This is a genomic window from Oceanobacillus longus (assembly GCF_042650085.1).
Lineage (GTDB): Bacteria > Bacillota > Bacilli > Bacillales > Amphibacillaceae > Oceanobacillus > Oceanobacillus longus.
On sequence record NZ_JBHSAO010000008.1, the window covers coordinates 489,621 to 502,754 of the forward strand.

A 13,134-nucleotide genomic window follows, 5' to 3' on the forward strand; every position below is an offset into this window, starting at 1 on the left:
ACAATGGGGTTGCATTACCATTTTACAGAAAAAAATAAATTGAAAACTACATTTTTATAGGAATGTATGTTCTTGATTTCTTCTGGAATCTATATTATATTATTGGTGAAATACAGGATGGTGCCGGATTGTGAATTGAATTTAATTGAATAGAAAAAGTCAGAGGGGGAATGTATATCAGTTAAAATCGATGAGTTGATTCATATGGCTAGAAAACCGAGAAAGAGAATCCATCCAGCTATTCACCGAATATATGCAGCAATCAAATGATGATAAATGTTTGGATGATCATATAAGCGTAAGGTTGCCTGATAACGAAATTAGAAGTTATCTAGCTGCGTTAGGAGTTCCAAACAGTAGCCTGTTGCAACAAATGGAAATGAACGAGCGAAATGAAATTCTTGTTAAACTAAAAACATTACAAGGAGTGACCCATAGGCAAATTGCTAGAGTAACAGGAATATCCAAAAGCGTGATTACACGGGCGCATTAAGTTTTAGCGATGGTCCGGGGTTCCTGTCCCCATGGACCTTTGAGGAAGGCTACGATGAGAGAGTAGTTGATTTAAAAGAGCCACTATATGCGAATTGTGTTATTAATGGCATTGATCACCCAAAACTAGATGAATGGAAAAAAGAACTATTAGAAAAAGATGCTTATAGGGAAGAACAACGGAAGAAAACAACCAGACAAGATGTTAAACGATTGAGAATCGGACGGAATGATCCCTGCCCTTGTGGGAGTGGTAAAAAATTTAAGAAGTGCTGTGGGAAGTGATTGACATAGAAATATATGAATTCTTTTGGTAGTGCCTAGCCTTTCTTTTTGTAGTTGCTGGTTCCAGGCAAAAGGCCGAAAACCTTATGGCATTCGGCTCTTCCATCTTTTTTATCAAGCGATTAACCAGCTGCAAAAACCCACAGTTTGATGGTTTACTTTATTACTGTCAGGGCTAGCCCAATAATAATCTTTCTAGGTCCAGTGGTTGAACATATTCCCCATCTTTATAAACTCTCATATTCCCACCAGAAATTTCATCAATTAAGATAATTTGATTATCGGCATTTCTACCAAATTCCAACTTTATATCATACAGTTCCATTTCCTTTTTTCCCAACTCATCTTTCACAACATGGGAAATATCCTTCGTAAGATTCTTTAGAATGGAATACTCTTCTTTGGTTAAAATTCCTAGCATATGTAATGCATCACGGCCGATTGGTGGATCCTGCCGTTCGTCATCTTTTAAAGTTACTTCAACAAATGCATCCAGTCGTTGACCCTCTTCTGCATATTTTCCATATCTTCTCAAGAAGCTCCCTACCGCACGGAAACGGCAAATTACTTCTAAGCCTTGGCCAAATACAGTTGCCGGCACCACTTTCATTTCTTGTTTCTCGATATCTGCATCAACAAAATGTGTTGGTATATTTTGCTCTTTTAACTTCTCAAAGAAAAACTGAGTTAGTTTTAATCCAGCTTTGCCAGCACCTTCAATGGAAAGCCCAACTGTATTTGCACCTGGATCAAATACACCGTCTTCACCGGTCACATCATCCTTAAATTTTAATAAATAGTTTCCATCTTCTAATTCATATACATTTTTTGTTTTACCAGCATATAAAAGCTTCATTTCATGCACCTCTTGGAAGAATTTATTAGAAAAAATTGCACCCATAGTATTTCATCATATGAGTCTATTTACAATCTATTCAGTTATTATTACATATTCTATTAGGACTGTCACTGGTATTCTTCGACTTATATATATTTATCACATTTAGACCCATTCCTTACTATAATGTTGTTGACTCACGTAAGTCAGACATCAGCGGTCGTTTATCTTGCCTTGCATCCACGACGCATGATAATTAATAAAGCAGAACGATTCGGATTTCCAGCTCCTAAGCTAAGTGTTTAAGTTCCCAGTTAATCTCACCAAATTCTTGATCCCGCCTTTCACGTTGAGTTACAGCAGGTGCAATTAATTGGAGATAGTCGATGATTACAAGTTGATTTCCTTTTGGTTGTTCGTGTATTTGTTTCTTTATTTCAGCACGAATTTCGGCAATCGTGTTGAAAGGGGCAATGACCCTTTTTACCTGGTTTCATTTCCTCTTCAATAGTAGCTTTTGAGTTGGCCCGGGGTTCCTGTCCCCATGGTCCTTTTTTACCCCTTTACTAACTTTGTTCGTATTTTGTTGGATATATATTCAACGATTAAAATAAGCACAACTAAACCTATTAAAATCGAACCAACCTCTGACCAACGATAAGAGTTCATTGCAAAAATTAGTGGAGCGCCAATACCGCCTGCTCCAACTAACCCAAGAACAGCTGCATCCCGCAAATTCATATCAAATCGATAAATTATAATAGATAGAAATAATGCTGAAAGCTGTGGAAGGATACCATAGCGAATTTTTTCCATAACCGTACAACCAAGGGATTCCATCGATTCAAGAATTGATGTATCCAAGTCTTCTATAACATCTACATACAATTTAGCTAACATTCCTATACTTGTAAGAGACATTGTTAATACACCTGCAAACGGTCCTTGACCTGTTACACGGATAAACATTAGTCCATAAACAATGGCAGGGATAGTCCGAATGAAAATCAACCCTAAGCGGACGATAAATGCAACAGGCTTAGGCACAATATTAGAAGCAGACAAAAAAGCAAGTGGAATTGCCAGAAATGCCCCTACGATGGTACCTAAGAAGGCAATTGCCATTGTTTCAATGAGTAAATAAGGTACACCATTCGTAAAATTAAATAACAATTCTACATCTGGTTGAACGAGACCTAAAAGAATATTTTTTGCGATTGTAAGTCCATTTGTAGCTAATTGATCAAATTGGATGGCAGACATCGACCAACCAAATAGGATGATCAAAATCAATCCTGTGATTAGTTGCGAGAAGCGACGATTTGGTTCTAGAATATACTGTTTATCTATAGCATTCATTTGTAATCTCCTACGTTAATTTCTTTCGGTAATACTCACTAATAGATTCAATCATATAGACGATGACGACTAACATAAGTAAAATCATACCTAAGTTGGAATAGTTTCTCCATCCAATGCTTTCATTTAATAGTAGTCCGATACCACCTGCTCCAACATATCCTAGAATTGCTGCATAACGAACGTTACCTTCAAAACAAAATAGGGAGGTCGATAAATAGTTTGGCAGTATTTGTGGGAAAACAGCAAAACGAAAGGATTGAATTGTTGTTAAGCCCATGGAATGCATTGCTTCATATGCATCCAAATTGGCATTTTCTATCTGTTCGTATAATAATTTTCCAATATATGCGATAGTAAATAAGTAAATAGCAATTGTTCCGGCCAATGTTCCTAAACCAAAAATATATGTAGCAATAAGAGCGACGATAAGTGTAGGAAGAGTACGCAATAAACTCAAAATAAATTTAATTGTTGATGACATCCATTTTGATTTCGTAATATTATTTGCCGCAAGCATCGCTAACGGTAATGCAGTAATCGCACCTAAAAGTGAACCGAGAAGTGACATTTTGATTGTGTCTAATAAAGGCTTCCAAACTTGCGGAAAATAGGCCCATGTTGGTGGGATCATCTCCTGGATTATCACAAAGAACTGACCTATTCGGCTTATCAGAACTTGAAGGTCAAACCCTGTAATTTGAATAGATACATAGGCACATCCAAATAAGATTAATAGAACAAGGGGTGTCAATGATCGCTTTTCTACGACAGTTTTCCCGTTTGGAAGCGTGATTTTCCTAGTTGGTAACAGCTTCGCTAACATCCGCTGTATTACCCCCTTTATCAATTGATCCTTGATAAATCTGTTCTAAAATCTCATCTGTTATATCTTTTGAACGTCCATCATATACAATTTCCCCGTCATGTATGCCAATAACACGAGTCGCATAGTCAAGTGCTAATTCTACATGATGAATATTCATAATAACTGTCATACTAAGTTCTTGATTAATTCGCTTGAAGTCTTCCATTACTTGATTCGCTGTTAATGGATCAAGTGATGCCACTGGTTCATCAGCTAAAATAATTTGTGGATCTTGAGCAAGTGTACGTGCGAGTGCTACACGTTGCTGTTGCCCACCTGATAATTGATCGACCCGTATGTATGCTTTGTCTAAAATTCCAACTTTATCGAGTGCCATTAAGGCTTGTTTTTTCTCTTGTTCAGTGAAAATGCCTAATATTTTCCTCCATAAAGGCATTTGAGGTACAAATGATACGAGAACATTGTTTATCACCGAAATACGAGTAACTAAGTTAAAAGACTGAAAAATCATCCCGATATTGCGACGTAATTGACGAATTCCATTTCCTTTTAACGTACTTATTTCGACATTATCTACGGTTAAAGAACCTGCTGTGATATCATGCATTCGATTTATACAACGTAATAATGTGGACTTACCAGCACCCGATAGTCCAATGATTGCTACATATTCTCCTTGTTTAATTTGAAGATTAATATTTTTTAATGCCAATAAACCATTGGGATATTGTTTTTGAACTTGTTTAAATTCAATCATGATAATACTCCAATCTCAGAAAAAATGAGAACATTGAATAACGTTCTCATTTTTACTTTTTCTATTAATATTCCTTTTCACTTAGTTTGATCCTATTTGCTGTACGACTTCTTGAGCTTTTCGTTCGTTGTCGTAATCTGCGTCTGTTGCTTCTTTATAACCTTCATGACTGTAGATTGATATTACTTCTTTTCCTTCTTCGGATTCTCCTAGATTAATAAATGCTGTTTTTAATGCTGCTTTCAAGTCGTCATCCATAATTTCGGAGTTTTTACTAACACTAATCGTGTCGTTATAGATAGCTGGCATAACCCCAATGAGATCTGTTTCTTCCCAAATATCTGATTCACGACCATATTCAGAAGTCCAAGTATCTTCAAAGTCACGACGTGCATCTGCATACGTTACCAACACATCTGTTTGTCCCGAAGCTAAACGAGCAAATGAACTACCGTATGAATCAGCTTGTACGACTTTAGATAAGTCAGTAATTGTTTTATCAAAGTTTTCCTGTAACCATAATGCAGGGTAAATATAACCTGCTGGAGAAGATGATGACATTACATTCCAAGTAGCATTATCTAAATCTTCGAAGTTCAACTCTTCGCCATTATTCACTTTTTCTGCTAGAGCTTTCCCGTTTTCTGATGGACCTGCAATTAATAATGCTCGATAAGAAGTTGTTTGTTCGTCCGTTGGTTCTGTTGGCTCATTTTTATTCCAATCTGCAGGATCATCAGAATCATTGCTTAAACCTGCTCGCGTTGAAGTTAAAATGACTTCAGCCCCGTCATCATACAACACATATGTACCCCCGGGAATAAAACCGATATCCGTTGTTCCTGCTGATAACGCTTCTCCCACTGCTTCATAATTTGTTCCTACAGTGATTTCAATTTCACCAACATCGTAGCCTTGACCTGAAAGTTCTTCTTTTAATAAGTCTTTCAATGGTTCTGTAGCAGTAATAATTTCTTCTGGCTCACGCGAAGGTACAAATCCAATTGACAATCTCTTAATAGATTCATTTTGTGTTGAATTATCAGAGTCAGAGCTTTCAGATGTAGATGCGCTTTCAGTTTCCTGATTTCCACATGCAGCTAAGAAAATGCAAAATAGAATTGCTGTAGCAAATAAAATGATTTTTTTCATATAACTATCCTCCTAATTATTTATTACTAATTCACCATAACAGAATAATATTAATTAACTGTAAATTCGTTGTAAACTTCTAGTTTATTTCGGAAATTGCTAACAATTTATATATAGGAGGACCATGGGGAGGAAGTACAAGGTCTCATTATTGAAAATGTACATGGATTAACTAATATGACACATAAAGGGTATAGTAGAAAATTCCATAGCAGATGAGGTTTTAGAGAATATATATAAAGTATAAATCAATAAAACATGGTAAATTAGTTTTTGAATTACAATATTAAAAAGCCTAATTTTTCAACATTTAAATGTAGAAATTAGGCTTTTCTTGTTGTTCCCATAAAAGCGCCCAATTTTGGGTAGAACTTTTATTGAAAATCTAATAACCTTCTTGACCCGAACAGAATATTAAAGGTTGTTGACTTTTGATATCGACAGGAGGATAAGAGCAAAATCCAAATATGTATCATGCTTCGGTATTTTTTATCCAGCTAGAGAAAAACAATTATATTTAAATTTTGACCTAAAAATAATAAAAGCTTTGCAATTATAAAATGCTTGCAAAGCTTTGTAAAAATCTCTTATTCTAAGTTCGCAACAAGTCGACCAGTTACTTCATGGCGTTCTAAACGTTCTAAACCATCTGCAATCTCTTCAAATGAAATTTCAGAAATAGTTGGATTTAAATGACCCTCTGACATCAACTGTAAGATAGCAGCGATGTCCTCTACTGTACCACCAACGCTACCTTTTAATTGAACAGATTTTAAAATTAAGTTACTTGTGTTAATGTTAGATTGTAATTTCCCCATACCTACAAGGACGACAGTACCGCCAACGGCTACGGTATCAATTGCATCTGCTGTAGTAGTACCAAATCCAGCATAGTCAACAATTAGTTCAGGTGCATATTCAGCAAGCTCTTTTACATCTTCAACGACTACTTTACAACCAATTTCTTTTGCAAGTTCACGAGCAGGTGCGCTTACCTCTGCTGCATATACTTCACAACCAGCAACAACTGCTGCACGTGCTGCCATTTGTCCTAAACCACCAATACCGATAATACCGACTTTCATTCCAGCCTTTGCTCCACCTTTTTGGAACATAGCATGATAGGAAGTCATTCCAGCATCTGTACTTGCGGCTGCTTGTGCAAATGATACGTTTTCAGGAATTGGAACCAAATCAACAGCGGGTACAAGTACTTTGTTTGCATAGCCACCATCACGACCGTTACCAGGGCCCAAACCATCTTTACCTACTGGGCAAACAGCTACTCGTTGACCTAATTTATAATCTGTAACACCATCGCCTACTTCACTAATGACACCAGCGATTTCATGACCTAAAATAATCGGTACTTTTGCTAAAATATTCATCCATCCAGGATCACGTAAAGTTGCGACGTCAGAGTGACATAAACCTGCAGATTTCACATCAATAATAACAGTACCTGGTGTTGCTACTGGATCTGATTTTTCAACTAAAGTAAGGGGTTCATTCGTTCCTGTAAATTGCCAACCATTCATTATTATTCCTCCTATGTAAACTAATATCTTTTACGATTAATCTATTCAAGTTAACCTTAATTCTATTTTTATAAATAATCAAACAAAAACTTTTATTTTTTTGTATTTTAAGAGAGCAGTCTATCATTCATAGAAAATTGGTGCCAGTCCCCCACCGCTTTACATTATTAAAGCGATAGGGGACTGGCACTTAAATCGAAACTCGTGCTTAAATTTACCTAAAAACAAATGGAGCAAGGCACCTGTGTTCACGGTCAATAGGGAAAATGCTAAGTTTATTGCATTCTTGTACTTAATGACTTGAAATTAGTATTTTGGATAATTCTTACACATGTCTTCGTTCCATTAAATGAATACCTACACCCATAAATATTACTCCCATTAACAATAAAATACTAATCGGCATAAGCAGCTGATCAAGCGGTGTGTTGTAAATGACAAGTCCATTTAATGCTTCCATCCCATAGGTTAATGGATTTATTTTTGATAGAGCTAACAGGAATTCCGATTGAACGATCTCAATTGGCCAGAAAGCACCACCAATCATCGCCATACTCACGGATACAATTGGTAATGCTGCATTGAATTGCTGCGTATTTTTCACAAGGGCTGTAAGGAAAATCGCTAAAGAAACAATTGCAAAGACATATGGGATCATGAGCAGCAGTATTTGCAGAAATTTCCCTTGAAAATCCATTCCTACAATAAAACGGAATACAGTGAATATGATTACGACCTGTAAATATCCCTCGAAAAAGCTGTAAATTAAATTCGCGATATACATTTCCCACTTCTTCATTGGAGAAAGTATCATTCGATCCCAGACGCCAGCTTTTTTTTCAATTAAAATAGGCAGTACATTATAGCAGATGGTATAAATAACAAAAAACAGTGTAAAGCCAAATAGGGAATGTAAACCGTTATCATATATAAATGTCTCTGAACTATGGAAACTTTGATTGGTTATTTTAAACACCGGTTCTTCCTTTGCTTGTTGAAATGCTGCTAGCAATTCTTCTTTCTCTTCCTCTGTTTGGGCATCAGATACCGCAAGTAAATTTTCTCCTTGAATTTTATCTGTATAAATTCCTGCTACTGTTTGCTCCATTAATTTCACATTTGAAGAATCAATGCCAACGATCATTTCGTAGCCATCTTCTTCAATGTTCACACCGGCTTCTGCATTCCCACGACGAATCGTTTCTTCAAGCTCCTCTTTTTTCATCCACTTAAAGTTATATACTTCATTTTCCGCCAGAGCTGTGCCAATCGTATCTGTCTGTAATGCTTCATCGCCGTAAACTGGAACAGTGACTTTCTCATTATCTGCACCAAAGTTCCCGATAATGAGTGCAAAGATAATCGACATTCCTGTAAATAAAGCAAACAACCAAGGATTGCGGATAAAGCTTGTAAATCTAGCTAGTATAATTCCTCTCATGCTGCAGCACCTCTTTTCGGAAAGGTGAGCACACCTATACTAATTGCTGTAAGAGCAAAACAACTGATAAAGATTAAATGATTGGTATTTTCCATTATAGTTTCTCCACGAATGATACTTAAATATGCTGACATGACAGCACCATTTGGTGTTAGGTCACCAAGCTTTTGTATAAATGCGGAGTTTTCACCAATTGGGAAGAAACTTCCACCAAGAAAAGCAAAAATCGTAACAACGACGCCAGAGAAAAAACTGATGATCCGCTCCGAATGGATACGATAACTTATCGCAGTAAGTAATGTTGTCAGTCCTCCTACTGCTAGTGCAAAAAAGAATGTAATGATAAAAAAGGCAGCAAAATCTGGCCACGTCACATCAAATACAACGTAGGCAAAGGCAAAAACAACTAGCGATTGGAAAAATGCAAAGAGCATTCCTGTTAATAAAACACTGATAAAATAAACCCATCTAGAAATATCCGCAAGTATCATTCGATCAAAAATATGGTCTTGTTTTTCCCTAAATGCGATGCTGGCAAGTGTTGGCGCCATAAAAAGCACGTTCATAACGACCATCCCAATCGTATAATATGCTTTCGAATTGACCGGGTTATGCTGATTAATCGAAGAAACCTCCTGCTTAAAATCCGTTGAAAGTAACTTTAATCGCTCTGGATCAATGCCATTACGACCAAGAAAACTGCCTACCGTATATTCTTCCTGATACGCTGTGACAATTTGTTCCACCATATTGCCAGCAATTTCTGCCCCTTCATTATGATAAACAGTCATTTCTGGAGTCCTACCTTCATCAAGAAAAAGCTGACTAAGTAATTCATAGGTGAAGCCTTCTGGAAATTCGATAATTGCTGCATAAGAGTCATCCTCTGTAACCTCTGTCAATTCATTTGGACTTACTTTCTCAAGTATAATCAATTCTTCTAATTCTTTACTTTGTAAAATATCGATTAATGTTGCAGCCGGTTGAACGGTAGCTGCCGTACTACTTAATTCTTCAATCACTTCTTCTGGAAGATCACTATATTCAAGTTCTGCTATAAATTGTGATACTTGCTCTGACTCTGCTTCATTCTCTATCACTGCTAGTTTAAATTGCAGATCTATTTCGCCACCATCCATGAAATTTCCTAAAGCTGTACCGAGAATCGCAATTAACAAAATCGGTAAGCCTAAAAGTAGGAGCAGCTCCATCGGGTTTCGCAGCAATAATAATGCTTGTTTTTTTATCATTTGCAAAATCATTTCCGAGTCCCCCTAATCTCTTAATGCTCTTCCAGTTAAATGAAGAAAGACATCTTCAAGTGTGACATTTTTCACATCAACTGCATTCAAACTCACATTTGTCTCTTCTGCAAGCTTTGCAAGTTTCGTAAAAACATTAACCTCACGAGAAACAACGAAAGTAATTTCCTTTTCTTCCACATTCATTTGATGAATAACAGGATTTTCCTTTAACTTTTCGATAAATGCATCATTCCAATGATCTGCTTTTACTGAAATTGTATTTTCTGAAGATAGTATTCGTTTAATTTCATCCTTCGTTCCAGAAGCAATGAGACTCCCTTTATCCATAATGTAAATACGGTCACATAGAAATTCGACCTCTTCCATGTAGTGACTCGTGTAAAGGACCGTCATCTGGCGTTCTTGATTCAGTCGCTTGACCGTTTGTAAAATATAATGACGTGACTGTGGATCAATCCCAACGGTTGGCTCATCCATAACAAGTATTTCTGGATCATGAAGCATGGCAACTCCAATATTCAGTCGTCTTTTCATACCACCTGAAAATGTTTTAACAATGTCTTTCCTTCTATCACTTAAACCAATTTGTTCCAAGACCTCTTGCACTTTCCTATTTAATTTTTCACCTTTTAAACGATAGATTCTTCCAAAGAACTTCATGTTCTCTTCTGCTGTTAAATCTTCGTATAAAGCGATTTCCTGTGGTACAATGCCAATAATTTTCCGTAAAGCCACTGGATTTTTAATGATGCTCTTTTGCTGATATTTCACATCTCCGCTAGTTGGTTCTACAAGTGATGATAATATGGAAATTGCCGTTGATTTCCCTGCACCATTCGGGCCAAGCAGACCAACAATTTCACCTTTTTCAATAAACATATTCATACTTTTTACAGCAGCATTCTGTTTGAACTTTTTCGAAATATCGATAAGCTCGAGCATGTGACCACCTCCTTAAGCTAGTTTATATGGAATTCAGAAAATTAGGAACTGCCTTAGGTCACGAACTTAACATGACCTCCGTCACTTTTTGGATTCAATTAATTATGTAATATCATGCTTCACTGCATAGATGGCTAGCTGTGTGCGATCACGCAAATCTATTTTCTGCAGAATAGTTGTAATATGATTTTTTACCGTACCTACAGATAAATATAACGCACCAGCAATTTCTTTATTTGTCTTTCCTTCACCGACAAGCTTTGTAATCATTACTTCTCTTTCTGTCAGTTCAATCGCAAGTACGGGTGTTGGTTTATCTGCTTTTTGCAACAGTCGTGGCATTACTTTCGCTGCAACTTCATCATCAAGTGTCAGCCCACCCTTCATGGCACTATATACGGCTTCAATTAATTTATTCGGCTCTGAAGTTTTTAATAGAAAGGCACTTGCTCCTTGTTTTAAAGCTTGATAGGCATATTCATCATCATTAAAGGTTGTTAAAATAAGGATTTTAATGGCTGGAAATTGCTCGCGAATAATTCTAGTTGCTTCAATCCCATTCATTTTCGGCATACGAACATCCATCATAATCACATCAAAAGGATGCTTCTTCACTATTTCTACTGCTTCTAAACCATTGGATGCTTCATGAGTAACAAGGATCTTCTCGTCTTGTTCCAGAATTACCTTCAATCCCTGTCTAACAATCGCTTGGTCTTCTACTAAAAGCACGCGCCACATATTACCCCTCCTCTTTCGGAATTATCCCTGAAATAATAAATTGATCCTCTGATTGAGAGATGCTTAATTGTCCATTCATCTCTTCCACACGTTCACGCATATTTTTCAAACCAAACCCAATAACAAAAGGCTTCGGATCACGTAATGGATTACTTATTTCAAAATAGATATCCCCTATCGCAGATTTTCCTAATGTTATATGGGCATCTCGCGTTTCTCCATGGCGCATAATATTCGTTAGTGCTTCTTGAATCACACGATAAAGGACAACGCTCATCTTATTTGTTACAGGAATAGACAACACACCCTGCTTTATCGTGAATTGAACTAATAAATGACTCTCTGATTCTAGCTTGCGTATGAGGTGAACGACTGTTGTAATCCCTTCACTTTCCTTTGCTTTAAGTGTTTTTACTGCTAATCTCGTGTCCTCAAGACTATCTTTCGCAATCTGTTTCAATTCATCATATGCATTGCTTTGCTCTTGTATCGATAACACTTCTAATCTCATAATTAACGCCGTAAGACGATGTCCGACAGAATCATGAATATCCCTGGCAATTCTAGTTCTTTCCTCTAAACGCGCATGATCCTCTGCTGCAAGATGTAGTCGCTTTAATGTACGATATTCTCCAAGCAACTGCTCATAAATTTCATATTGTTCACGACGTTCATTTAAGCTCTGATTTAATGCAAATGCTAAAAAGGCTATAAAAGCATAAAAAACCATATTTTCGATCGTTAACAAATCCCTCAGATAGCTTAGAAGAAGAAAGAGAAAAACCACTTCAATAAGTAGGATGATAAGCTTTTTCTTTGTTAGGCGGAAGCTTGCATCTATTACAATATATAAAAGAAGAAGAACGGTAAGTGAAATTTCCTCTACGAAAAATAATCCATGTATTCCCGTTAATAAGAGTAATCCACTATATTTCCACAACAAAGCTTTCGGTATAGTCAGTAAAAAATAAATACCGAAAGCTATTGCAAAGATTATAATACTAATAGGTATTCGTACGCTCTCGGTTAATATATTAAATGCCCAAAGGAAGCTAAATAGGCTTATACGCAACCAAAAAATCTTCATACTACTCCCGCTTTCTTTTTATCGAAATTTTCAATTCTCTTTTATTATAACGTATTAATGACAGAGTGGAATATTATGTCATGGACTATTTAACACAAAGAAAAAGCCATTACAGCTGCATGTGCAATGACTCTGTTTCATTGTCGAGGTATGGGTGCTCTCTTATAATGGAACAAGATTGAATAGAACACTGGACAGGTTTAAGGTGACCCCCTGTTCCTTGCACGTATTCCAAACAATAATAAAGCTGTAACATACAATTATTATTCTTAATACTTATATGTTACAGTTCCTTAACACAGTGACTAACCCTTTATTCCTAAATTTAAATATTGGTTTTAATGTTTTTAATCAGTTCTTAAACGGATCATACATCTAATGCGAAAGATTGTTCAGAGTCGAATAGGA

General features: G+C 36.4%; 14 protein-coding genes. 2 read left to right on the forward strand and 12 right to left on the reverse strand.

Translation table 11 applies throughout. From position 1 onward, the window contains the following. Positions 1-280: 280 nt before the first annotated feature. Both ACFOUV_RS13055 and ACFOUV_RS13060 read left to right on the forward strand, forming a co-directional pair. On the forward strand, positions 281-493 hold the full coding sequence (locus ACFOUV_RS13055) for a hypothetical protein (RefSeq protein ID WP_379497210.1): 213 nt from the start codon (positions 281-283) through the stop codon (positions 491-493). A 212-nt stretch (positions 494-705) separates the two neighbouring features. After that, positions 706-777 carry an SEC-C metal-binding domain-containing protein gene (locus ACFOUV_RS13060; protein WP_379497264.1) on the forward strand — a complete coding sequence of 24 codons (72 nt, stop codon included), beginning with the start codon at positions 706-708 and terminating at the stop codon, positions 775-777. A gap of 175 nt (positions 778-952) precedes the next feature. Here the strand turns inward: ACFOUV_RS13060 and ACFOUV_RS13065 are convergent, their stop codons facing one another. From ACFOUV_RS13065 to ACFOUV_RS13120, 12 genes are all read right to left on the reverse strand, one after another. Further along, positions 953-1,633, reverse strand: coding sequence for a phosphoribosylaminoimidazolesuccinocarboxamide synthase (locus ACFOUV_RS13065; RefSeq protein WP_379497211.1), 681 nt, complete (start codon positions 1,631-1,633; stop codon positions 953-955). 271 nt (positions 1,634-1,904) lie between these two features. Beyond that, the gene (locus ACFOUV_RS13070) at positions 1,905-2,090 is read right to left on the reverse strand and encodes a DnaB-like helicase C-terminal domain-containing protein (RefSeq protein WP_379497265.1); all 186 of its coding nucleotides are present in this window, start codon (positions 2,088-2,090) and stop codon (positions 1,905-1,907) included. A gap of 80 nt (positions 2,091-2,170) precedes the next feature. After that, positions 2,171-2,974: a phosphonate ABC transporter, permease protein PhnE gene (gene phnE, locus ACFOUV_RS13075; RefSeq protein WP_379497212.1), complete on the reverse strand. Its 804-nt coding sequence runs from the start codon at positions 2,972-2,974 to the stop codon at positions 2,171-2,173. 10 nt (positions 2,975-2,984) lie between these two features. Beyond that, a complete protein-coding gene (gene phnE / locus ACFOUV_RS13080; RefSeq protein ID WP_379497213.1) occupies positions 2,985-3,800 on the reverse strand; it encodes a phosphonate ABC transporter, permease protein PhnE in 816 nt (271 codons plus the stop codon). Then, entirely contained in the window at positions 3,775-4,560 is a 786-nt protein-coding gene (phnC, locus tag ACFOUV_RS13085; RefSeq protein WP_379497214.1) for a phosphonate ABC transporter ATP-binding protein, read from the reverse strand. The genes phnE (ACFOUV_RS13080) and phnC overlap by 26 nt, the downstream gene beginning before the upstream one ends. 81 nt (positions 4,561-4,641) lie before the next feature. Next, positions 4,642-5,712, reverse strand: a complete 1,071-nt coding sequence (locus tag ACFOUV_RS13090) for a phosphate/phosphite/phosphonate ABC transporter substrate-binding protein (RefSeq protein WP_379497215.1) — start codon at positions 5,710-5,712, stop codon at positions 4,642-4,644. 587 nt (positions 5,713-6,299) lie between these two features. Further along, positions 6,300-7,250, reverse strand: a complete 951-nt coding sequence (locus tag ACFOUV_RS13095) for a zinc-binding dehydrogenase (RefSeq protein ID WP_379497216.1) — start codon at positions 7,248-7,250, stop codon at positions 6,300-6,302. Between the two features lie 325 nt (positions 7,251-7,575). Continuing rightward, complete coding sequence (locus ACFOUV_RS13100; RefSeq protein ID WP_379497217.1) at positions 7,576-8,691, reverse strand: ABC transporter permease; 1,116 nt, start codon at positions 8,689-8,691, stop codon at positions 7,576-7,578. Next, positions 8,688-9,953 (reverse strand): ABC transporter permease, encoded by a 1,266-nt coding sequence (locus ACFOUV_RS13105; protein WP_379497218.1) that lies wholly within the window; start codon positions 9,951-9,953, stop codon positions 8,688-8,690. Before ACFOUV_RS13105 ends, ACFOUV_RS13100 begins: the two co-directional genes overlap by 4 nt. Before the next feature lie 12 nt (positions 9,954-9,965). Then, on the reverse strand, positions 9,966-10,898 hold the full coding sequence (locus tag ACFOUV_RS13110; RefSeq protein ID WP_379497219.1) for an ABC transporter ATP-binding protein: 933 nt from the start codon (positions 10,896-10,898) through the stop codon (positions 9,966-9,968). A gap of 102 nt (positions 10,899-11,000) precedes the next feature. Next, positions 11,001-11,639 carry a response regulator transcription factor gene (locus ACFOUV_RS13115; RefSeq protein ID WP_379497220.1) on the reverse strand — a complete coding sequence of 213 codons (639 nt, stop codon included), beginning with the start codon at positions 11,637-11,639 and terminating at the stop codon, positions 11,001-11,003. 1 nt (position 11,640) lies between these two features. Beyond that, positions 11,641-12,726, reverse strand: coding sequence for a sensor histidine kinase (locus ACFOUV_RS13120; protein WP_379497221.1), 1,086 nt, complete (start codon positions 12,724-12,726; stop codon positions 11,641-11,643). Positions 12,727-13,134 lie beyond the last annotated feature (408 nt).